Source organism: Streptomyces sulphureus DSM 40104, from assembly GCF_000381025.1.
GTDB lineage: Bacteria > Actinomycetota > Actinomycetes > Streptomycetales > Streptomycetaceae > Streptomyces > Streptomyces sulphureus.
Genome location: NZ_KB905818.1, coordinates 340,749 through 362,829 on the forward strand (window position 1 = coordinate 340,749; position 22,081 = coordinate 362,829).

The following is a 22,081-nucleotide window of genomic DNA, read 5'->3' on the forward strand; positions in this document are numbered from 1 at the left end:
TCAGTCGGCCGACCGGAATCCGTAGAGGTCGCGCGCCGCCTCCTCGGTGATGAGCCCGTTGCGCAGGTCGTCGCGCACCTGCGCCGCACTGCGCGAGGCCGGGTCGCCGAAGCCCCCGCTGCCGGGGCTCTCGACCCGGAACACGTCGCCCTGGCGGAGCTGCACGCCGGATACGCGCCCGCCCGGCAACCGGTGCTCGTCGTCCTGGCCGGGGTTGACGACGAAACGTCCCGGACTGCCGTCGCTGCCACCGTGCAGGCCCCACGGGCGGGTCGCTTGACGGTCGGCGTGCGCGGAGAACTCCGCACTGTCACCGAGGACGCGCACGTCCCGTCGCACGCCGAGCCCGCCGCGATGGGTACCGGCGCCGCCGGAGTCGGGGATCAGCTCGTAGACGTCGACCAGCAGCGGGTACTCCTGTTCCAGCGCCTCGATCGGCAGGTTCGAGGAGTTGGTGATGTGCACCTGGACGGCGTTGAGCCCGTCCTTCGTCGGCCTTGCACCGCCGCCCCCTGCGACCACCTCCGGGTAGACGAAGTAGTCCCCGTCGCTCTCGCCGGAGAACGTCACGTAGGTGACGGTGCTGTGGCTCGCGGCCGGCACCCGCTCCGGCACCGCGGCGGCCATCGCGCCGAGCACCACATCGGCCACCCGCTGGCAGGTGTCGGTGCGGGCGGTGACGGGCGCGGGCTCGTCCGGATTGACGATGCTGCCGGGCGGCGCGACGATCTCCACCGCGTCGAAGAAGCCGCCGTTGGGCGGGATTCCCGGGTCCAGCACTGCTTTGAGCGCGTAGTAGACGGTCGCTTCCAGCGCCGGGCGCACCACGTTGATGCCCACCGGTGACTGCGGACCTGTACCGGCGAAGTCCAGCGCGACGCGTTCGCCGTCGACGGTGAGCGCCACGGCGATCTCGGTGGCCGGGCCCTCGCTGGGGTCCATCAGGTCGTGGAACCGGTAAGTACCGTCCGGGACTTCGCGCAACGCCGCCGCCAGCCGCTTGCGTGAGTGGTCGAGGAGGTGAGCGGTGGCCGCCCGGACCGTCTCGCGGCCGTAGCGCCGGTGCACCTCGCGCAGCCGGCGCTCCCCGACTTCCACGGCGGCCAGTTGGGCGAGCATGTCGCCGCGCCGCTCCTGCGGCAGCCGCGAGTTCAGCTCGACGAAGGCGAGCGGCGCCTGCTCCACGCCGTCCGCCGTGGCGAACTTGACCAGTGGGACGCGCAGGCCCTCCTGGAAGAGGGAGTTCGAGTCGCCGGCGTTGCTTCCCGGGACCCGGCCACCGATGTCGGAGTGGTGCGCGATGTCGGCGCTGTAGCCGATCAGCTCCCCTTCGGCGAAGACCGGCTTGACCATCGTGATGTCCGGCAGGTGGGTGCCGCCGCCGTGGTAGGGGTCGTTGGTGATGAACACGTCCTCGGGCCGCACCGTCAGCCCGGACGAGACCAGCGAGTCGATCAGGCCGGTCATCGATCCCATGTGGATCGGCATGTTCTCGGCCTGCGCGACCAACCTGCCGTGCTCGTCGAAGAGCGCGGTCGAACAGTCCGAGCGCTCCTTGATGTTCGTCGAGTAGCTCGCCCGGCGCAGCACCGCGCCCATCTCCTCGGCGGCCGTCACCAGGGACGCGCCGATCACCTGCACGGTGATGGGGTCGAGGGTCTTCATCGCTGCTCCACTTCGATGACGAGGTTGCCGTAGCGGTCGACGCGCGCGGTGGCGGCCGGGGTGATGACCGTGGTGGTGTCGAGTTGTTCGACGATCGCCGGGCCCGGCAGCACGGTGCCCGCGCGCAGGCCGGCGCGGTCGTAGACCGGGGTGTCGACAGGGCCTGTCTCGTCGAAGTCGACCCGGCGGCGGCCGAGGAGCGCGTCTCCCGGCTCGGTGCCTTCGGGGATGGCCGGCAGTTCCGGTGTGTCGACCACCGCGGCTGCGGTCAGTTGCACTTCCACGATCTGCACCCGGGCGTCGCGGTGCGCGAAGCCGTAGCTCTTGGTGTGCTGTTCGTGGAACGCCTCGACGATCCCCGCCACCGCGTCGGAGTCGAACCGCGCGGCGTCGATCACCCGCTGCGGCAGCGGGACCGACAGCTCGAAGTTCTGCCGCGCGTAACGCAGCTTCGCCTCGCCGGTGATCTTCGTGGCCGCACCGGACGGCGCTTCGGAGGCCAGCCAGTCGCGAGCCGAGGCGTACACCTCGTGCAGCATCTCGTTGAGCTTGTCGGGGTCGCGCTCGTCCGCGTCCTCCAGTACGGCCTTGGCGAACTCCGTGCGGATATCGGTGACGAGCAGCCCCAGCGCGCACAGCGTGCCCGGGTTCGGCGGTACGAGGACGGTGCTCATGCCCACCTCGCGGGCGACCTCGACCGCGTGCAGGGGGCCGGCACCGCCGAACGCGACCAGGGCATACCCGCGCGGGTCTTCGCCCGCCTCCACCGAGACCTTGCGCACCGCTCCGGCCATGTTGACCGCCGCGATCCGCCCGATGCCGCGTGCGGCCACCGACCGGTCGGCCTCCATCGCCCGGGCGACGCCGTCCACGGCACGCTCGGCCGCCGCGTAGTCCACCGCGAGCTCGCCGCCCAGAATGAACTCCGGGTTCAGCCATCCGCGCAGGACGTTGGCGTCGGTGACGGTCGGTTCGGTGCCGCCCCGTCCGTATGCGGCCGGACCCGGCTGCGAACCGGCGCTGCCCGGGCCGACCTCCAGCGCCCCGCCCGGGTCGACGCGGGCCACGCTGCCGCCCCCTGCACCGACCGTGTGGATGTCCAACGAAGGCGTGCGGACCGGGCGGTGGTTGATCCGGCGCTGCGATGAGACGAGCGCGCCCCCGTCGCGTACGAGGCACACATCGGTGCTGGTGCCGCCCATGTCGAAGGTGATCAGGTTGCTGAGCCCGGCCTGCCCCGCGACGTGCGAAGCCGCGACGACGCCGGCGGAGGGCCCGGACAGCAAGGTGGTCACAGGATGCCGACTGACCGAGTCGAGCGACATCATGCCGCCGCTCGAGCCGATCACCCTGGGCTCGACCGGCACGCCGGTCGCCCGAACCCGCTCGGCCAGCCGCGACATGTAGCGGTTGATCTTCGGACCGACATAGGCGTTGACCACGGTGGTCGAGAACCGCTCGAACTCCCGGAAGACCGGCGCGACTTCGGCGGAGGCGCACACGTAGGCCCGCGGGAGGGCGGACCGCAGCCGGTCGGCGACCTCCAGTTCGTGGTCGGCGTTGCGGTAACTGTGCAGGAAGCAGACCGCGACCGCCTCGGGCTCACCCTGGCCCACCTCGTCCAGCGCGGCGGCGACGTCGTCCTCGTCGAGGGGGCTGAGCACCTTGCCCTCCGCCGACATCCGCTCGACGACCGCGTGCACCAGCGCTCTCGGGACGAGCGGCGGCGCCTTGTCGGCGTCCATGTCGTACAGGTCGGGCCGTTGCTGGCGGCCGATCTCCAGGACGTCGCGCAGCCCCGCCGTGGTCACCAGAGCGGTGAGTGCGCCGTTGGACTCCAGCACGGTGTTGGTCGCCACCGTGGTGCCGTGCCCCAGGTATTCGACGTCGCCGGGTTCCGCACCGGCGCGTTGCAGGACCTCACGGATGCCCTCGGCGACCGCAATGGACTGATCGTCGGTGGTCGAAGGCAGCTTGTGGATGTGGAATCGGCCTGTGGCCGCGTCCAGAGCGGTCACGTCGGTGAACGTGCCGCCGACGTCGATTCCGATGCGTAGCATGGAAATCCCTTCGGGATGGAGATCAGGCCAGCCGCGCCAGCGACAGCCGGTCGATGGGGACATCGGTACGCCCGGTGAGGAGCAGGTCCACCGCGGACCTGGCGAACACCGGCGCCAGCTTGAAGCCGTGTCCGGAGAACCCGCCCATGATCAGGACGTTGGGCCGCTCTGGGTCGCGGCCGATGATGCCGTGGTTGTCCGCGGTGTAGCCCTCCATGAAGGTGCGCACCAGGGCCGGCCGCGCCGGCAGGCCGTCCAGGCACCGCGACACCGCAGCGGAAACCCGCGAGACGTATTCCGGCTCCACCACTGGGTCGAGCCGGTCGGGGTCGTCCACAGCGGACTTCGGCACATGCAGGTTGATCTTGACGCCGCAACCGACGTCGGGGAAGAAGGAGAGGGCGTTCTCCCCGCCGCTGCGCCGGATGCCCACGGGGAAGTTCTCCGGGGCCCAACGCGGTCCGGCCTCGAACCAACTCAGTACGGCGCGGCGGACGTCGACCTCGCGCGCCAGACTCGGCACGCTCCGCGTGATCCAGGGACCGGTGCACACCACCGCTTGGTCGTACTTCTCGACCCTGACCTCGGTCTCGTCGCCCCTGCGGTAGTGGACGGCCACACCGGTGCCGGTTTCGACGACGTCGGTCACGGTGTGGCCGGTATGGATCGCCGCCCCGGCTTTCCGGGCGAGCAGGGCGGTCTCGGTCACCGCGCGGCGCGGGTGCAGCAGCCCGCCCTGCCGGTCGAGCAGCACCAAGTCGTCGTCGAAGAGCCGGTGTTGCGGAAAGCGCCGCGCCGCCTCACGCCGGTCGAGTCGCTCGACGTCGAGTCCCCACTCCTCGGAGACGTCGAGGACGGTGCGTACGTCGGGGTCCTGGGCCGACCCGATGGTCAGCGCCCCGCACGGATCGAGCAGCCGCACACCGGCCTGTTCGCCGAGCCGGTCCCACGCGCGCCGTGCTTCGTGCAGCAACGGCACATAGCTGCCGCCCTCCTTGTAGGCGACGCGGAAGATTCGGGTCTCTCCACCCGCGGCGCCCCGTTCGTGGCCGATGTCGAACTGCTCGAACCCGCTGGCGGGTACGCCGGCGGCGGCGAGCGTATGCAGGACCTGGCTGCCCATCGTGCCCACGCCGATGACGGCGACGCTCGGTTGCTGGCGTGGCTTCATCACTGTCTCCGCAGAGGTCGGGAGCCGTTTGACGCGAAGGAACGTAGCATTCACGACGGGGACGAACAATGGATGTAGCAAACACTTCATTGCCGGGGGGACGGGGAGACAATGGCCGGCGTGAACTCTTCAGCCGGCGAGACCCTGGGCCACCGCATCCGCACCCGCTCCGCGACGCTCTCCGCCGGGGAGCGGGCGGTCGCCCACTACCTGCAACGACATCCCGAGGAAACGGCCATCTCCTCGGCCGCGAAGCTCGGCGACGCCACCGGGACCAGCGATGCCACGGTGATCCGCACGGCCCGCAAGCTCGGCTTCGAGGGGCTCAACGACCTCAAGCACAGCCTGGTCGAGCACCTGGCCCGCCGCCGCGACCCCGCCCAGGTCCTGGACGACCGGGTGCAGCGGCTCCGCCCGGCCCAACACGGCGTCCTCCAACCGGTGATCGACGCCGGGCTCGCGCTCCTCGGCGAGGTGCCCGCCCTCGTCGAGAGCGACGAGTGGAGCCGCACGGTGGCAACGATCAACGAGGCCGAGCATGTGTGGGTGTACGGCATCGGCCCCGGCGCCTCCGTCGCCGAGCACCTCGCGTTGAGCCTGCGGCGTGTGGGGAAGGAGGCCGACTCCTGGACGGCGACCGGCTTCGGGCTCGCCGACGACCTTCTGCGGCTGCGGCCCGCCCATGCGGTGGTGGCCGTCGCTCCGTTGCGGGTGTTCCGCGAGATCGGCATCCTCCTCGACCACGCCCATCGCGTCGGCGCAACTAGCATCCTGCTGACGGAAGCCACCGACGAAGGCAGGGGAACCCGGGCGGACGTCCTGCTGCCGTTGCCCGACTCGACCGACGGCGCCGCGAACGAGCTCATCGCGCCGCTGACGATCCTGCACGCCCTCGTGCTGGAGTTGGTCGCGGCACAGCGTTCTTCCGCCGTCGACCACTACCAGCAACTCAACGCGCTGCGTACCGAGATCGCGGGCACCGAACTCGACGTGAGCCAGCTACCGGAGCTGTGAGCCACGCGTCCGCAGCCGGATGCCGCGAGCCGTAGCGGCGGGCTGCTCCGGTGGGTTGGGCGGACGGCTGCGTCAGCGAACTTGCTGGAAGCGGTGGTCGAGGCCGGACCGCAGCCGTTGGGTGTTGTGCCAGCCCGTCGTGGGGGTTGGCGGACGCCGGTGCACCGCCGTGTGCACGAGGGCTGCGGTGCGGGCGGCGTCGGCACGGCTCCTCAACGCGGGCGGAGTGCGGGCGGGTTGGTCGACGCCGTCGGGTTCACCCATCGAGTTCCGCCCGGGTCCAGCCGGTCGGTGGCGGCGATTCCGGCAGGCGCTCGTCCGCGTCCCGTTCTCCGTCGCCCCGAGGCGCCGACGGTCGGCCGAGCTCTACGGCGACAAGCCAGGACCATTCGCCGTGGTGGCGCCGGCTGTCCGTGCGCTGCGTCCCCCCTCGCACCGCGCGCGACGGCCCCAACGCCTGCACCCCGTCGCCGGTGGAGTGCGGGTGCCGGGGTGCCGCCGTCCCCACCGCCCGTTACGCACGCGAGCTTTCACTGCCGCCGCAGCAACCACCGTGTGCCCCGACCGACTCCGCGAACGCGACGACGTCCCAGGACAGCCGACCGCCGCCGCTCGGACCGGCACCAACACCGCATCCCGTCCTGAAGGGCACGAACACGGACCTGCCACGCCGATGTCTCCACCCGTTCGGGTGCGCGTGCGTCGGGTGAGACCAAACCCCGGCGCTCGAAGCTTCGTTGGCTCCGCCCCGCTCCTGTCGGTATCCGCCGCCCCAGGCAGACTGGACGCCGTCCGACCACCAGCGACGCCGGCCGAGTGCCCGGCCGGCCCGTGCGACCGGAAAGGCCGTCCATGACGAGTACGCCGCGCCCCGGGGCCCCGGCACCCACGCATGCTGCCGCACCGCCCGTCGCCGTCCTCGGCGAGTGCGTTGCCGACGCGTTCACCGAAGGGGGCGAGGACGCCACGAGCGGGCTGCCCACGCTCGGCCTGAGCGTGTTCCCCGGCGGAGGGCCCGCCAACACGGCCGTGGCGCTCGCCCGGCTCGGCACCCCGACGCGGTTCCTGGGGCGGCTCTCCTCCGACGTCTTCGGGCGGCTCTTCCGCGAGCGCTTCGCCAAGTCGGGCGTCGACCTCTCCCGGGCCGTCGACGCCGCCGAGCCGAGCACGCTCGCGATCGCGACCGTCGGCGACGGAGGCAGCGCCGAGTACGCGTTCCACGCCGAGGGCGCGGCCGACTTCGGATGGACGGCGGCCGAACTCGCCGACTCCGCGGCGGGTCCGCTGAGTTGCCTGCACACCGGCTCCCTCGCGCTGGCGCGGCAGCCTGGGGGAGCGGCGATCGAGGGGCTCCTCGCCGGCGTCAGGGAGCGGGCGACCGTCTCGATCGACCCCAACGTCCGGCCGCTCCTCGTGGAACCCGCCGTCTACCGGGAGCGGTTGGCGCAGTGGTGCGAGTACGCCGACATTTTCCGCCTCTCCGACGACGACCTCGCCCACCTGCTCCCCGGCGCCCCGCCGGAGCGCGCAGCCGACGAACTCCACGCCGCCGGCGTCCCGCTCGTCGTCGTGACCCTCGGCGCACGCGGCGTCCTCGCCTCGCTCGACGGCTCCCGGCTGCGCGTGGCCGCCCCCGAGACGGATGTGGTCGACACCGTCGGCGCCGGTGACTCCTTCATGGCCGGCATGCTCCACGCGCTGCACGCGGCAGGCGCGTTGGGAGGGCGCCTCGACGCGCTGGGGACCGAACCGCTCGGCTCGGCGCTGGAGTACGGCGTCCGCGTCTCGGCGGCGGTCTGCGAGGTCCGGGGCGCCAACCCGCCCTGGGGGAGGGAGCTCGGCGTACGCGGTTGAGCGACCCCGCAAGGCCTGGGCGCGGGCACGGCACCGACGAGCCGTGCCCGCGCCCCGCGTGCGCCGCCCCGGCGTGCGCCGCCTCGCGCGCTGTACGGGAGAGCGCCGCCCGCGCGCGAACCCGTTCCGCACGTAGGCGATTCGGCGCGCGCGGCGGCGCTCCCTGCCGCGCCCGGCGCCCTCTTTTCGTCTCCCGCGCCCCGATGCTCCGTCCCTCGGACGGGTAACACACCGCCCCCATGCGCTTCACCCGCCGCTCCGCGGGACATCTCTCCACGCGATCAGGAACGGCGGCGCCACATCTCAATTACAGTATGTGCGCTGTCCGTTGCTCAGGGTGAGTATCGGTCGAAGGCCGCCCTGTGCGGACGACGTGTGGGAGGAGCGTTCTATGGAAGCCAGCCGGGGCCCGACGGAGTACCGCGCGAGAGGGTGGTGGCGCGACGAGCGCCTCGACGACCTCGTGCTGCGCCACGCCTCCGAGTCGCCCGGGCGCCCCGCCGTGCTCGGCCCGCAGCCCCTGACCCACGCCCGACTCGCCGCCGCCGTCGACGCGGTCGCGGCGCGCCTCCAGGAGCTCGGCGTCCGGGCGCCGAGCCCCGTCCTCGTCCAACTGCCCAACAGCGTCGGCATGCTCGTCCTCACGCTCGCGCTGATCCGCGCCGGCTGCCCGCCGATCCTCGCCCACCCGTCGCTCCGCTCCCACGAACTCGACCCGGTCGTCGCCGACTTGGCCCCCGCCGCGATGGCCGTCCCCGCAGCCGGCGAGGTCTTCGACCACCCCGCGATGGCCCGCGGCCTCCAGGAGCGGCACCCCGGCCTCCGCACCCTCCTCGTCGACGGAGCGGCGTGCGCGGCGGACGAGGTCGCGCTCGGCGGCCTCCTCGCCTCAAGCGCGGCCCCCGAGCGCCGCGTCCACGCCGCCGATCCGTCCGAGACGGCCCTGTACTTCCTCTCCAGCGGAACGACCGGCCCGCCCAAGCCGATCCCGCGGAGCCACGAGGCGCTCGGCTCCGTGGTCCGCAACGCCGCGGCCGTCTCCGGGCTCGGCCCCGACAGCGTCTACCTCGCGGCGCTGCCCGTCACGCACAGCTTCACCTGCGCACACCCGGGCGTCCTCGGCGCGCTGGCGAGCGGAGGTGCGGTCGTCCTCGCCGAGTCGGCCGACATCGAGCACCTCGTCGAACTCGTCGAGGAGGCAGGGGTGACGCACACGGCCCTCGTGCCGCCGCTCGTCGCGCAGTTGCTGGCGCATGCGCCGCCCGCAGGGCCGGGAGGCGCCCGCGTGCTCCAGGTCGGGGGCGCCCGCCTCGACGCGGAGACGGCCCGGCGGGTCCCCGCCGAGATCGGCTGGCGCCTCCAGCAGGTGTACGGCATGAGCGAGGGCCTGCTCTCCTTCACGCGCCTCGACGACCCGCAGGAGGTGGTCGCCGGCACGCAGGGCAGGCCGGTTGCCCCCGGGGACGAGATCCTCGTCGTGGGCGAGGACGGCCGCCCCGTCGACCCGGGCGAGCAGGGCGAGTTGTGGACGCGCGGCCCCAGCACCGTGACCGCCTACGCGGGCAGGGCAGCGGCCGAGGCGGGGCGCTTCGGTCCCGAGGGCCACTACCGCACGGGCGACCTCGTACGCGTCGGCGAGGACGGCAACATCGTCGTGACGGGGCGGCTCAAGGACGTGGTCAACCGGGCGGGCGAGAAGGTGCCGGCCGACGACGTGGAGGCCGTCGCCGCGCGTCATCCGGGGGTGCGCGAGGTCGCCGTCGTCGGCTTTCCGCACCCGCTGTACGGGGAGGGCGTATCCGCCTTCGTCGTCCCCGAGGAGGCGGGGGAGGAGCGGCTGACGCTGCGCCGCCTGCGCAGGTTCCTCGGTGAAGAGGGCCTCGCCGCCTACAAGTTCCCCGACCGCCTCGTCCTCGTGGAGGCGCTGCCCCGCATCGGGATCGGCAAGGTCGACAAGGCCGCGCTCAGACGCGCCGCCGAGCAGGAAGCCCCGCGCTTTCCCGCCCCTTCGGGCGAAGCGCGCCCCTCCGATTCCACCGCATCGGAGGGGGCGGCGGCCGGCACCTGACCGCCCGCGCCCCCGCGTGCCGGCCGTCCCGCGACGGCCGCGCCCCACCCGTGCCGCGCGCCGGCCGAACGACCGTGCGCGCAACGCCGAACCGAGAGAGTAGACATGAACGAGCGGTCACCCGCGCACCACGAACCCGTCGCGATCATCGGGGCCGCCTGCCGGCTGCCCGGCGGGGTCGACGGGCTCGACGCACTCTGGCGCGTCCTGAGCGAAGGACGCGACCTCATCACCGAGGCGCCCGGAGAGCGGTTCGACAAGCGGTGGTTCGAGTCCGCCGACCCACGGCGGCCGGGAAAGAGCTACACGTTCGCCGGCGGGTTCCTCGACGGCGCCGAGGAGTGGGACCCGGGGTTCTTCGGCATCTCGCCGCGGGAGGCGGCGAGGATCGACCCGCAGCAGCGGATGGCCCTGGAGATGGCGGTCGAGGTCTTCGACGACGCGGGCGTCGACCCGGCGCTGCTCCGCGGCTCCGACACGGCCGTGCAACTCGGCGTCTACGCACACGCGTTCGGCGGGCTCCAGGCGCGCGACGTGACCTCCGTCGACTCCCCGAGCGCCATGGGCAGCGCGGGCACGGCCGTCGCCAACCGCGTCTCCTACCACTTCGACCTGCGCGGGCCCAGCCTCACGGTCGACACCGCCTGCTCCTCGTCGCTCATCACCGTCCACCAGGCGTGCGGGCAGTTGCTCAGCGGCGAGTGCGGCCTGGCGCTCGCGGGCGGCGTCAACTTCCTTCTCGACCCGTACGAGTTCGTCATGGCGGCCAGGGCGCAGATGCTCTCGCCGACGGGCCGCAGCCGCGCCTTCTCCGCCGACGCCGACGGGTTCGTGCGCGCGGAGGGCGGCGGCCTCGTGCTGCTGAAACGTCTCTCGGACGCGCTCGCGGACGGCGACCGCATCCACGCCGTCGTCCTCGCCAGCGCCACCAACTGCGACGGCCGCACCTCAGGACTCGCCCACCCCAGCGTCGAGGCCCAGCACGACCTGCTGCGGGCCGTCTACGCGCAGGCAGGCGCCGAACCCCGGGACCTCGCCTACCTCGAAGCGCACGGGACGGGCACCCTCGCAGGGGACTTGACCGAGTGCACCGCGATCGGCCGCGCACTCGGGGCGTACCGCAACGGCACCCCGCTCCCCGTCGGCTCGGTCAAGACCAACGTCGGCCACCTGGAGGCGGCAGCGGGCGTCACCGGGCTCCTGAAAGCGCTCGCCGTCCTCCGCAACGGGCAGATCCCCCCGTCGCTCCACTGCGAGAACCTCAACCCCGAGATCGACTTCGAGGGGCTCGGCGTCGCACCCGTCCGCACCACCCGTCCGCTGGACACCTCGGGACGCGGACTCGTCGGCGTCAACTCCTTCGGCGCAGGCGGCGCCAACGCGCACCTCGTGCTCGCACCGCCCGGGCAGGACACCACCGAGTCCCCGCGGGCCGCCCGGCCCGAGCGGCTCCCGCTCGTCGTCTCGGGCCACACGGAGGCAGCCGCCCGCGCAGCCGCGACCGCGCACGCCGCACGCCTCCGCGCCGCCGACCCGGCCGAGTTCTACGACCTCGCCTCGACCGCCTGCACCCGCAGGGGCCACCACGGCTACCGCACCGCCGTCCTCGCCGCCACGCCCGAGGAGGCCGCCGCCCGACTGGACGCGCTCGCCGCGCCTGACGGACCGGCGGACGCCCTGCGCACCGCGGTCGGCAACGGCAGCACCGCCTTCGTCTTCTCGGGCAACGGCTCACAGTGGGCCCGCATGGGCGCCGACCTCCTCGACGGGTCGCCGGCCTTCCGCAGCGAAGTCGAGCGCGTCGACGACGCGCTCCACGCCTACGCGGGCTGGTCGGTGGTGGAGGAGCTGCGCGCGCCGACCGAGCGCTCGCGGCTCGCACGGACCGAGTACGCGCAGCCGGCGCTCTTCGCCGTACAGGCGGGGCTCGTCGCGGAGTTGGCCGCGCGGGGCGTGCACCCCTCGGCCGCCGCCGGGCACAGCGTCGGGGAGGTCGCGGCGTACTACACGGCGGGCGCGCTCGACCTCGCGTCCGCGGTGCGCGTCGTCGTGGAGCGTAGCAGGGCACAGGGCGAGACGGCGGGCACGGGGAGGATGGCCGCCGTCGGACTCTCGCCCGCCCGCGCGGAGAAGGAACTCGCCGCCTTCCGCGGACGGTTGGAGATCGCCGGCATCAACGACGAGGAGAACGTCAACGTCGCGGGCGCCGCCGCGGCCCTCCGCGAACTGGGCGAGCGCCTCGCGCTCGAAGGCGTCTTCTTCCGCGAACTCGACCTGGACTACGCCTTCCACAGCAGCGCGATGGACCCCGTCGAGGAGCCGCTCCTCCGGGCGCTCGACGGCCTCTCCTCCACGCCGCCGCGCATCCCCGTCTACTCCACGGTCACCGGTGCCGCCGTCGGCGAGGAGCAGCTCGACGCCGCCTACTGGTGGCGGAACGTCCGCGAGCCCGTCCTCTTCGCGCAGGCGGTGCGGGCGCTCTCGGCCGCGGGGCACGACGTGTTCGTCGAGGTCGCACCGCACCCGGTGCTCCGCGGCTACCTGAAGCGTGCCTCGGGGGCGAGGCGGCGCCGTACGGCAGTCGTCCCGACGCTCCTCCGCCCGTCCGAGACCGTGCGGACCGGCGGCCGGGACCAGGTGGACGCGGCCACCTGCGCCGTCCTCGCCGCCGGCGCCCGCGTGGAGTGGTCCGCCTTCTTCCCGCACCGGGGGCGCGTGGCCGAACTCCCGCGCCACCCCTGGCAGCGTGAGCGCCACTGGAACGGGACGGGTGAGTGCTGGGCGCCGCTCTCCGGCGTCGGCCTCGGGGTGTACGAGCACCCGCTCCTCGGGGTGCGCGCCCCCGTGCTCGAACCCTCCTGGCACGGCGGCGTCGAACCGGCGCGGCTGCCCTGGCTCGGCGACCACCGGGTCTCGGGCGCCGTCGTGATGCCGGCCGCCGCCTTCGCCGAGATGGCGCTCGCCGCCGGACGGGAGGCGCTCGGCGGCCCGGCGGAGGTGTGCGACCTCGACATCCGCCGCCTCCTGACGCTGCCCTGGGACGACCCCGAGATGGACGTGCGCACGCAGGTCTCCGTCTCCGACGGGGACGAGGTGCGCGTCGCCGCCCGTACGGCAGGCGGCGACTGGCAGGTCCACGCGCAGGCCCGCGTACGCCCGTTGGGCGGGGAGCGGCCCGCCGCGCCCGACCCTTCCGAGGTGCGAGGGGCCGCCGGCGCACGCATCCGGAGCGCCGAGGACCACTACGCGCGCATGCAGGACACCGGCCTCGACTACGGTCCCGCCTTCCGCCCACTGCGCACGTCCCACGTCGCCGAAGACCGCGCCGTGGCCGCCTACGAGCTCGACGACACGGGCGAGTTCGAGATCCACCCCGCCCTCCTCGACGCGGCGCTCCAGGCGACGGCCGCCGTCACACCGGGCGCCGGGCGCGACGCCTTCCTCCCCGACTCGGTGGCCGCCGTGCGCAGGTGGGCCCGCCCGGCACAGCGGGGCGAGATCCATGTGCGGCTGCGCGAGGCGACGGAGGAGGAGGCCGTCTTCGACCTCGTCGTCACCGACGCCGAAGGGGCCGTGACCGTCGAGATCGACGGCTACCGCGGGAGGCGGTTCCGCGGAGAGGCCAAGGGAGCGCGCCGCTACACGACGGAGCTGCGCGCCGCCTCCCGCGCGCTGCCGGGCGGCAGTTCGGCCGCCCCCTCGCCACGTGCGGTGGCCGCCGCCACGGCCGAGGAGAACGCCTCGCTCGACGAGCTGCTCTCGGAGCCCGAGGCGTTCGCCGTCGACGAGGCCGCCATGCGGGTCACGGCGCACTACGCCGCGCGCGCCCTGCTCTCCTTCGTCCCCGAAGGCGCCTTCGGCATCGACGACCTGATCGCGGCCGGCGTACGGCCGCACTTCCGCGGCCTGCTTGCGGTCCTCGCCTCCGTGGCCGAGGAGCACGGCCTGCTCACCGCCGCTGCGACGGGGAGCGGCGGCCCCGGGTGGCGCGCCGGCACGCCCGCCGACCCGGAGGGCGCAGTCGCCGCCGTCGGCAGGGAGTTGCCGCAGTACGCACCGATGTACCTCCTCTACGGACGCTGCGGGAGGCACCTCCGCGAGGTGCTGAGCGGCAGCGCGGACCCGATCGGCATCGTCTTCCCCGAGGGCGCGACGCACCAGGCGCAGTACACCTACGGAGCCGTGCCGCTGATGCGCCTCGGCCTCCGGCGGGTAGCCGCCGCCGTCGCCGCGATCGTCGAGGGATGGCCGGCCGACCGGCCGCTCCGCATCCTGGAAATCGGCGGAGGCACCGGCGCCACGACGTCCGTCCTGCTGCCCCTGCTGCCGCCCGAACGCACCGAGTACGTCTTCACGGACGTCTCCTCGCACCTCGTGGTGCAGGCGAGGAAGCGGTACGAGGCGTACGACTTCGTCCGCTGCCAGGTCTTCGACATGGAGCACGACGCCGCCGAACAGGAGTTGGCCGAGGGCCGGTTCGACCTCGTCGTGGCGACCAACGTCCTCCACGTCGCGGAGGACCTCCGGCAGGTGCTGCACGGGGTGGCGGACCTGCTGGCGCCGGGCGGGGACCTGTTCCTCGTCGAGAACCACGACCCGCGCCCGCTCGCCCTCGCCTTCGGGCTCCTCGAAGGATTCTGGTCCTTCCGCGACGACCTGCGGGACGACTCCCCGCTCCTCGACGCGGAGAGGTGGACGAGCGCCCTGGAGTCGTGCGGGTTCGACGAGGTCACCCGACTCGGCAGCGAAGCCGACGCCGCCTACCAGTCGGTCCTCCTGGCCAGGCGCGCCCTCCCGGCCGCCGGCGAGGAGGCCCGGCCGCCCGCCACCGCGCGCCGCTGGGGCGTCGCGGCCGACGCCGAGGCCGCACCGCTCGCTGCGGCGCTCGCCGAGCGCCTGCACCAGGCGGGCGGCGAGGTCGTCCAGACGGACGTCCGCGCGGCCGTGCGGGGCGAGTTGCTCACCCCGGAGGACCGCCCCGACGAGATCGTGCTCGTCTGGGAGGGGCGCGCGGCGGAGACGGAGTGCGACGAAGCGGTCGAGCGCGTCGCCGCACTCCGCTCGCTCCTCGACGCCTGCACCACCCCAGGCGACCTGCCGCGGATCTGGATCGTCAACCGCAGCGCAGGCGCCCTCCCCGCACCCCAGGCGCCCCACGCGCCCGTCGACGCGGTCACCTGGGGCATGGCGCACGCACTCGACGCGGAGCGCTCCGAACTCGACCTCCGCCACGTCTCCCTGCCGAGCACGGGCGACCTCCGGAGTGAAGCGGACTCCCTGGTACGGGAGTTGACGGAACCGGACGACGAGGACGAGATCCTGCTCACCGGGCAGGGCCGCTTCGTCCCCCGCCTGCTGCCCAGCGGCCCGCAGCTCACCGAGGCCGGCTCGGACCCCTGCGAGCTGCGCATCGAGCCCCACGCACACCGGTTCTCCTGGGAGACGAGCCGTCCCGAACGCCCCGGTGCGGGCGAAGTGTCGGTCGACGTACGCGCCGCGGCGCTCAGTGCGCTCGACGCGGCGAGGGCGGGCGGCGAGGCGCCGATCCCGGGAGGCGCGGGGGCGTACCGGCCCGGGACCGAGTACGCGGGCGTGGTCGCCGAGGTCGGACCCGGAGTCGAGGGGGTACTCCCGGGCGACCGGGTCTACGGCCTCGCCGCCGGCGCCTGTGCCACCAGGGTCCGCGCCGATGCCGGCCTCCTCGCGCCCATCCCCGAGGGCGTCGGCTTCGGTGCCGCCGCCACGCTGCCCGCCGCGTTCCTCACGGTCCACCGCGGGCTGGAGCACCTCGCCCGACTCGCCCCCGGCGAGACGCTCTTCGTCCACGGCGACGGCGGCGGACTCGCCCTCGCCGCCGTGCAGCACGCACGCCACGTCGGCGCGCGGGTCGTCGTCGCCGCCGAACGGGAGGCGGAACGCGACCTGCTCCGCATCGCAGGCGCCGACGAGGTGCTCGACGCCGCCGACCCGGCGATGCCCCGCGCCGTGCGCCGGTTCGCGCCCGCCGTCCTCCTCGACTGCGCGGGGCCCGCGGGCGCCGACGTCTCCGAACTGCTCCCGCCCGGCGGCCGGTTGGTGCGCGTCGTCGACGGGCGGCCCAGGTACCGGGCGCCGCGTGCGTGCGGCGGGGAGGCGCTCGTCGTCTCGGTCGACACGGAGTGGCTGCTCACCGAGCGACCGGACGCGGCGCGTCGGCTCTTCGCCGAGGCCGCCGCGCTCGTCGCCGAAGGCGCCTACCGCCCGTTCCCGTTCAGCCTCCACACCGCCGGGCGGGCCGCCGAGGCCGTCGACTGGCTGCGGACGGGCCGCACTTCGGGGCACACCGTGCTCGGACTCGCCGAACTGCCCGCCGTCCGCCGCCCCAGCGGCCCCCTCACCCTCGATCCGCACGGCTCCTACCTCGTGACCGGCGGACTCAGCGGTTTCGGTGCCGAGACGGCACGCTGGCTCGCGGAGCGCGGCGCGGGGCGCCTCGCCCTCGTCAGCCGCCGGGGCGAGGCGACGGAGGGCGCCGCCGAACTCCTCGCGGACCTCCGCGAGTCGGGCGCGCAGGCCACGGCGCACGCCGTCGACACCGCGGACCCGGAAGCCGTCGGAGCGCTGCTCGCCCGCTTGGAGGCCGAGGGCGCTCCGCTCCGCGGCGTCGTCCACGCGGCCGTCGTGCTCCGCGACGGGCCCTTCGAGGACGGCGACGCGGAAGCCGACCGCGCCGTGCTCGCACCGAAGTTGAGCGGCGCCCAGGTTCTCGACGCCGCGACGAGGCAGCTCGACCTCGACCTCTTCGTCGTCTACTCGTCGGTGACCAACGTCGTCGGCAACACCCACCAGGTGACCTACGGCGCGGCCAACTCCGCGGCGGAGAGCGTCGTCCGCGCCCGGCGCAGGGCCGGGCTCCCCGGGCTCGCCGTGCAGTGGGCGGGGATCAGCGGCATCGGCGCGCTCGCCGACCGCGGCCTCGCAGCGAACGTGGTGCGGCGCGGGCTCGGACTCGTCGCGCGCGAGGAGGCTTTCGCCGAACTGGAGGAGCTCGTCACCGGCGGGACGGACGTCGCGGCGGTGCTCAACATCGACTGGGAGCGCCTCGCCGACGTCCGCCTCCACGTCCGCGAGCGGCCCCGGCTGCGCCATCTCGTCCCCGCGTCCGCGCAGTGGGACCACACGGCGCTCGAAGCCGACAGGCGGCGGCTCGTCGAGGCGCCGCGCGAGGAGGCGCTGGGTGCGGCGGAGGAGATGCTCTGCCGCGTCGTCGCGCGGGTCCTCGGAGCTCCCCCCGGGAGCGTGGACCGCTCCCGCACGCTCGACCAGCTCGGCATCGACTCCATCATGGCGACGGAGCTGATCAGCGCAGTCCGCAAGGAGTTCGGCTGCGACCTCGCCATCGTCGAGGTCGCCTCCGGACCTTCGGTCTCCGAGCTCGCCGGGCGCGTGGTGACGCGCCTGCGCGAGTCGGCGGGAGGGGCCGCGTGAAGCTGAGAGTACGCACCTGGGGCGAGGGCGAGCACACGGTCCTCCTCGTCCACGGCCTCGCGGCCGACTCCGGCACCTGGCACGAAACGGCGTGCGCACTGGCGGAGTGGGGCCACCGCGTCGTCGCGCCCGACCTCCGCGGCCACGGGCGGAGCCCGCGGGGGTACTACAGCCCGGAGGCGCTCGCGTCGGACCTCGTCGACACGCTCCCGAAGGGCGCCCACCTCGCGGTGGGCCACTCCTTCGGGGCCGCCGTCCTCGCCCTGGCCGCAGGGGAGTTGGCGCCGGCGCGGCTCGTCTACGCGGAGCCGTACTGGAACATCGCGGCCGTCGGCGAGCTCCCCGAGGCGGAGACGGCGAACCGCCTGATGGGCACGGAGCCGGACGAGATCGCCGCCCAGCACCCGGAGTGGCCGTCCGAGGCCGTCGCAGCCGAGGTAGAGGCGAGGTCCCGCTGGGACCCGCGGACCATGGTCGACCTCCACGCCTTCGACATGCCGTGCACACCGGACGCCGCCGAGGTCCCCTCACTGGTGCTGCGGGCCGAACTCCCCAGCGCCGCACCGGCGTTGGACGAGCCGCTGCTGCGGCGGCGCGGCTTCGACGTCGCCACCGTGCCGGGCGCGGGCCACGTGCTCCACCGCGACCGGCCGAAAGCCTTCCTGGCCGCTCTGCGGCCGCTGCTGTGACCGGACCCGCCGTCCGCCCCGCCGACGCCGTTCGGCGGGGCGGACGACGGGTCGTCCCGACACCCGAGCGAGGAACCGGACTTGACCGCAAACGACCTGAACGCGCGGCTGCGCCGCATGCCCGAGGCGGAGCGCGAGCGCATCCTGCTCGACGTCGTCATGGAGTGCACCGCGACCGTCCTCGGCTACCACGAACCCGACGCGCTCGAACCCGACATGGACTTCCCCGAGGCGGGCGTCGACTCCCTCACCGCCGTCGAGATCCGCAGCCGGATCGCCGCGCGCATCGGGGTGCCCGTACCGCGCGCCCGCTTCCGCGCGAGGACGACCTTCGCCGAGTCGGCCAAGATCCTGGCCGCTCTCGTGGCCGAGGCGGAAGGGGCGCCGGTACGGCCCTGAGGGCCCGGCGCGGCTGCGTGGCGGGCTCGTTCAGTTCCACGCCTCCCAGAGCGCCACGCAGCCCTTGGTCCAACTGCGGACCCTGCCGAAGGAGTCGCGGAGCACCGAGTCGAGCTCGTCGGCGTCGTCGCCCGCGTTGTCGAAGATGCCCCGGCGGATGTACGAGTCCATCAGCCACCGTGCCCGCGCCGTCGTCCGCACCGACCGGCCGAGCGGGAGGATCGTCGCACCGAAGAACCGCCCCCCGGGCGCGAGCACCCGCGACGCCTCCTGCACGGCGGTCGACTTCGCCCCGATGCTGTCCCCCGGCAGCGCATGGAAGACGAGGGACATGGCGATCGAGTCCATACTCGCCTCGTCGAGGTCCCACGGCTTGAGCACGTCCTGCCTGTGCGTCTCGACGCGGTGCCGCGGCAGCGCCTTCCGCGCCACCTCCAGCGGCCCTTCGTTGAGGTCCATCAGATGGACGGCCGTCCCCGTCGACAGCCGCGAGCGCCGCAGCAACGCCCCCGTCCCCGGACCGATGTCGAGATGCCGGGCGCCCGCGTGCCGCCGGTAGAGGTCGACGACGTGCCGGGTCGGGCACTGCCAGAACAGGTTGCAGTTCACGGTGTGAACGAGAAAGTCGTACCCGGAGAGGAAGGAGCGGTTGTACGCGAACATCGTGAAACCTCGTTTCGGGGCGTCTGCCTGCCCGTGTCTACCGACCGGGGGTGGGAAAGGTTTCTCCCCGGAAGGGTCGGAGGGGGCCGCCCGGAGCACCGCGCGCCGCTTCCGAGTCCGGGGCGGACGAGAAACGACGAGGAGAGCGGGCAGCATGGTGAACCTTCGCGCGGACGTGGCCGTCATCGGGCTGGGGGCCTTCGGCTCGGCGGCGCTCTGGCGGTTGCAGGAGCGAGGAGGCCGCGTCCTGGGCCTCGAACTCCACGACGTAGGCCACGAGTCGGGCTCCTCGCACGGACTGACCCGACTCTTCCGCGTCGCCTGCCTCGAACACCCGGGCCTGCCCGCCCTGGCGAGACGCACCCTCGACCTTTGGCGCGGACTCGCCCGGCAGGACGGCGTACCGCTCGTGCGCCAGACCGGTTGCCTCACGCTCGGCGCCCCCGGCAGCCGCCCGGTGCGCGGTGCTCTGGCGGCGGCCGAGGCGGCGGGGCTGTCCATGCGGCAGCTCGAACCCGCCGCTCTGCGGCGGCAGTTTCCGCAGTTCGCCGGTGTCGGCCGGCGAGACGTCGGAGTGTGGGACCCGGAGGCCGGCCTCTGCTACCCGGAGCGCGCCGTATGCGCCTCCGTCGCGGAGGCGCGGCGTCTCGGCGCCGAGGTCCGTACCCGCACCGAGGTTCTCGCGGTCGAGCCGGACGCGGGCGGCGTCACCCTGCACACCTCGGCGGGCGAGGTCCGTGCGGGCAAGGCGGTGCTCGCAACGGGCGCCGGCCTCCCCGCGCTCGTCCCCGAACTCCCGCTCGTGCCGCGCCCGACACCGCTCACCTGGTTCCGCGCCGCCGACCCGGCCTCGGACGCCTTCACGCTCCCGCGGTTCCCCGCGTTCGTCTGGGAGCGCCCGGACGGCGACCACCTCTGGGGCCACGGCTCGGACGCGCAAGGGGGACACGACGTCAAGGTGGGCGTGGCCGGGCTCGTCGACGACACACCGTTCCCCTGGCAACCGGACGACGGCCGACTCGCCGCCGCCGCACGGCGGTTGGCGCCCCGCATCGCCACTGCCTTCCCCGGACTCGTCCCGCACCCGGTGCGGACCGACCCCTGCGTCGTCACCGACTCGCCCGACGGCCAGTTCCTCCTCGGCCCCCTTCCGCACGCCCCGAACCTCCTCGTCGCGGGCGGCGACACCGGCCATGGGTTCAAGCACGCGGCAGGTGTCGGAGAGCTCCTCGCGCAGTACGTCCATGGCGAAGAGCCGTACTGCGACGCCGGGTTCACCGACCCGGCGCGCTTCACGGGGTGAGGCAAGGCGTCACCCCACCCCAGCCCCCACCCGCCCCGCAACCCCCGCCAGATCAACCCCGTACGGCAACGTCCCGAAGGCCGCACCCCAATCGCCCCCGAGGCGCGATGCGCAGAAGGCGTCGGCCACCTCGGGGGGTGCGTGGCGCACGAGGAGGGAGCCCTGGAGGACCAGGGCCATCTGTTCGGCGAGGCGCCTCGCCTTCGTCTCGATGCCCTCCAAGTCGCCGAGTTGGGTGAGGAGTTCCTTGATCGCGGCGTCGAGGCGGTGGTCGGTGCCGCGTGCGGTGCCGATCTCGCGGAGGAACGCGTCGAAGCCCTGCGGCTCGCGCTGGAGGGCGCGCAGTACGTCGAGCGCCTGGACGTTGCCCGAGCCCTCCCAGAGGGAGTTGAGCGGGGACTCGCGCAGCAGTCGGGGCATCCCCGATTCTTCGACGTAGCCGTTGCCGCCGAGGCATTCGAGGGCCTCGGCCACCGTGGGGGTGCAGCGCTTGGTGATCCAGTACTTCGCCGCGGGGACCGCGATGCGCAGCAGTCCGCGCTCCTGCTCGTCGCCGGCCGCGGCGGCGTCGTAGGCGGCGGCGAGCCGCAGGGTGAGGGCCGTCGCCGCCTCCGACTCCAGGGCGAGGTCGGCGAGGACGTTCTGCATCAGCGGCTGGTCGGCGAGGAGCTTGCCGAAGGCGGTGCGGTGCGCCGCGTGGTGGCTCGCCTGCGCGACGGCCTGCCGCATCAGCGCGGCGGAGCCGGTGACGCAGTCGAGCCGGGTGGCCGCGACCATCTCGATGATGGTGGAGACGCCGCGCGCCTCCTCGCCGACGCGGTGCGCCCAGGTGGTGCCGTCGAACTCGACCTCGCTCGACGCGTTGGAGCGGTTGCCCAGCTTCTCCTTGAGGCGCTGGATGCGGAAGGTGTTGCGGGTGCCGTCGGGGAGTACGCGCGGTACGAGGAAGCACGTGGGACGGCCGCCGCCGCCCTCGGTCTGCGCGAGCACGAGGAAGGCGTCCGACATCGGTGCCGAGCAGAACCACTTGTGTCCCGTGAGGGTGAACTCGCCCTCGACGTGCGTCGGTCGGGCCTCGGTGGCATTGGCCCGTACGTCGCTGCCGCCCTGCTTCTCCGTCATGCCCATTCCCGCGAGGGCACCAGGCTTGGCCGTCGCCGGGACGTCGAGCCCCGGCCGGTAGGTGCGGGAGGCGAGCAACGGCTCCCAGACGGCGGCGAGTTCGGGCTCCCTGCGGAGCGCGGGCACCGCCGCGTGCGTCATCGAGACGGGGCAGCCGTGGCCCGCCTCGACCTGCGTCCACACGAAGAACCCGGCGGTGCGCAGGAGTTGCCCGTGCGGGCGCGACCACGGGTCGGTGAGCCCTGCGCCGACGGCCTCCTCCATCAGGCGGTGCCAGGCGGGGTGGAAGTCGACCTCGTCGATGCGGTGGCCGTACCTGTCGTGCGTGCGGAGGACCGGCGGGTTGTCGTTGGCCTGCGCACCCCACTCCTGGGCCTGCGCCGAGCCGGCCCGCCGCCCGAGCGCGCTGAGTTCCTCGGTGGCGGGCCCGGCGTGCTCGGGCGGGAGGTGGCGCTCGACGCCCTCGCGGAGCGCGTGGTCTGTGGTGAAGACGTCGTAGTCGACGAGGGGCGGGGGCTGGTTGGTCACGGTGTGCGTCGCGGCTGCCATAGGCACACGGTAATTACCGGCGCGTAGCAGCGGAAGGAGCGTACGGCGGTGGCCGCG

The 22,081-nt window shown here is 73.9% G+C and carries 13 protein-coding genes; 7 read left to right on the forward strand and 6 right to left on the reverse strand.

Going from position 1 to position 22,081, the window contains the following annotated elements:
* Genes F603_RS0118710 through solA (F603_RS0118720) form a run of 3 tightly spaced genes read right to left on the reverse strand, consistent with a single transcriptional unit; the run spans nt 1 to nt 4,896 of the window.
* Nucleotides 1–1,665 (reverse strand): hydantoinase B/oxoprolinase family protein, encoded by a 1,665-nt coding sequence (locus F603_RS0118710; RefSeq protein WP_019547509.1) that lies wholly within the window; start codon nt 1,663–1,665, stop codon nt 1–3.
* Nucleotides 1,662–3,725: a hydantoinase/oxoprolinase family protein gene (locus F603_RS0118715; RefSeq protein ID WP_019547510.1), complete on the reverse strand. Its 2,064-nt coding sequence runs from the start codon at nt 3,723–3,725 to the stop codon at nt 1,662–1,664. The genes F603_RS0118710 and F603_RS0118715 overlap by 4 nt, the downstream gene beginning before the upstream one ends.
* Before the next feature lie 22 nt (nt 3,726–3,747).
* Nucleotides 3,748–4,896 carry an N-methyl-L-tryptophan oxidase gene (solA, locus tag F603_RS0118720; protein ID WP_019547511.1) on the reverse strand — a complete coding sequence of 383 codons (1,149 nt, stop codon included), beginning with the start codon at nt 4,894–4,896 and terminating at the stop codon, nt 3,748–3,750.
* Nucleotides 4,897–5,007: 111 nt separating this feature from the next.
* Here solA (F603_RS0118720) and F603_RS0118725 point away from each other — a divergent pair, with 111 nt between their 5' ends.
* The gene (locus tag F603_RS0118725; protein ID WP_019547512.1) at nt 5,008–5,910 is read left to right on the forward strand and encodes a MurR/RpiR family transcriptional regulator; all 903 of its coding nucleotides are present in this window, start codon (nt 5,008–5,010) and stop codon (nt 5,908–5,910) included.
* Nucleotides 5,911–5,982: 72 nt separating this feature from the next.
* Here F603_RS0118725 and F603_RS0118730 read toward each other — a convergent pair whose 3' ends face one another.
* Nucleotides 5,983–6,174: a hypothetical protein gene (locus F603_RS0118730; protein WP_019547513.1), complete on the reverse strand. Its 192-nt coding sequence runs from the start codon at nt 6,172–6,174 to the stop codon at nt 5,983–5,985.
* Between the two features lie 588 nt (nt 6,175–6,762).
* Between F603_RS0118730 and F603_RS32375 the strand changes: the two genes are divergently transcribed.
* The 5 genes from F603_RS32375 to F603_RS0118755 all read left to right on the forward strand — a co-directional run bounded on the left by F603_RS32375 (nt 6,763) and on the right by F603_RS0118755 (nt 18,387).
* Entirely contained in the window at nt 6,763–7,764 is a 1,002-nt protein-coding gene (locus F603_RS32375; RefSeq protein ID WP_019547514.1) for a carbohydrate kinase family protein, read from the forward strand.
* Between the two features lie 391 nt (nt 7,765–8,155).
* The gene (locus F603_RS0118740) at nt 8,156–9,832 is read left to right on the forward strand and encodes an AMP-binding protein (RefSeq protein WP_019547515.1); all 1,677 of its coding nucleotides are present in this window, start codon (nt 8,156–8,158) and stop codon (nt 9,830–9,832) included.
* A 105-nt stretch (nt 9,833–9,937) separates the two neighbouring features.
* Nucleotides 9,938–17,299 carry a type I polyketide synthase gene (locus tag F603_RS0118745; protein ID WP_019547516.1) on the forward strand — a complete coding sequence of 2,454 codons (7,362 nt, stop codon included), beginning with the start codon at nt 9,938–9,940 and terminating at the stop codon, nt 17,297–17,299.
* The gene (locus tag F603_RS0118750) at nt 17,296–17,988 is read left to right on the forward strand and encodes an alpha/beta fold hydrolase (protein ID WP_019547517.1); all 693 of its coding nucleotides are present in this window, start codon (nt 17,296–17,298) and stop codon (nt 17,986–17,988) included. The genes F603_RS0118745 and F603_RS0118750 overlap by 4 nt, the downstream gene beginning before the upstream one ends.
* An 81-nt stretch (nt 17,989–18,069) precedes the next feature.
* Nucleotides 18,070–18,387 carry an acyl carrier protein gene (locus tag F603_RS0118755; RefSeq protein ID WP_019547518.1) on the forward strand — a complete coding sequence of 106 codons (318 nt, stop codon included), beginning with the start codon at nt 18,070–18,072 and terminating at the stop codon, nt 18,385–18,387.
* 30 nt (nt 18,388–18,417) lie between these two features.
* On the opposite strand, the gene F603_RS0118760 is transcribed toward F603_RS0118755, so the two are convergent.
* A complete protein-coding gene (locus tag F603_RS0118760; RefSeq protein WP_019547519.1) occupies nt 18,418–19,050 on the reverse strand; it encodes a class I SAM-dependent methyltransferase in 633 nt (210 codons plus the stop codon).
* Between the two features lie 154 nt (nt 19,051–19,204).
* Between F603_RS0118760 and solA (F603_RS32380) the strand changes: the two genes are divergently transcribed.
* Nucleotides 19,205–20,353, forward strand: coding sequence for an N-methyl-L-tryptophan oxidase (gene solA, locus F603_RS32380; protein WP_019547520.1), 1,149 nt, complete (start codon nt 19,205–19,207; stop codon nt 20,351–20,353).
* A 9-nt stretch (nt 20,354–20,362) separates the two neighbouring features.
* On the opposite strand, the gene F603_RS0118770 is transcribed toward solA (F603_RS32380), so the two are convergent.
* Nucleotides 20,363–22,024: an acyl-CoA dehydrogenase family protein gene (locus tag F603_RS0118770; RefSeq protein WP_019547521.1), complete on the reverse strand. Its 1,662-nt coding sequence runs from the start codon at nt 22,022–22,024 to the stop codon at nt 20,363–20,365.
* Between the last annotated feature and the right edge of the window lie 57 nt (nt 22,025–22,081).

Bases quoted from the DNA above. Each gene is read 5' to 3' on its own strand.
- F603_RS0118710 (WP_019547509.1), bottom strand. From the start codon at position 1,665: ATGAAGACCCTCGACCCCATCACCGTGCAGGTGATCGGCGCGTCCCTG.
- F603_RS0118715 (WP_019547510.1), bottom strand. From the start codon at position 3,725: ATGCTACGCATCGGAATCGACGTCGGCGGCACGTTCACCGACGTGACC.
- solA (WP_019547511.1), bottom strand. From the start codon at position 4,896: ATGAAGCCACGCCAGCAACCGAGCGTCGCCGTCATCGGCGTGGGCACG.
- F603_RS0118725 (WP_019547512.1), top strand. From the start codon at position 5,008: ATGGCCGGCGTGAACTCTTCAGCCGGCGAGACCCTGGGCCACCGCATC.
- F603_RS0118730 (WP_019547513.1), bottom strand. From the start codon at position 6,174: ATGGGTGAACCCGACGGCGTCGACCAACCCGCCCGCACTCCGCCCGCG.
- F603_RS32375 (WP_019547514.1), top strand. From the start codon at position 6,763: ATGACGAGTACGCCGCGCCCCGGGGCCCCGGCACCCACGCATGCTGCC.
- F603_RS0118740 (WP_019547515.1), top strand. From the start codon at position 8,156: ATGGAAGCCAGCCGGGGCCCGACGGAGTACCGCGCGAGAGGGTGGTGG.
- F603_RS0118745 (WP_019547516.1), top strand. From the start codon at position 9,938: ATGAACGAGCGGTCACCCGCGCACCACGAACCCGTCGCGATCATCGGG.
- F603_RS0118760 (WP_019547519.1), bottom strand. From the start codon at position 19,050: ATGTTCGCGTACAACCGCTCCTTCCTCTCCGGGTACGACTTTCTCGTT.
- solA (WP_019547520.1), top strand. From the start codon at position 19,205: ATGGTGAACCTTCGCGCGGACGTGGCCGTCATCGGGCTGGGGGCCTTC.
- F603_RS0118770 (WP_019547521.1), bottom strand. From the start codon at position 22,024: ATGGCAGCCGCGACGCACACCGTGACCAACCAGCCCCCGCCCCTCGTC.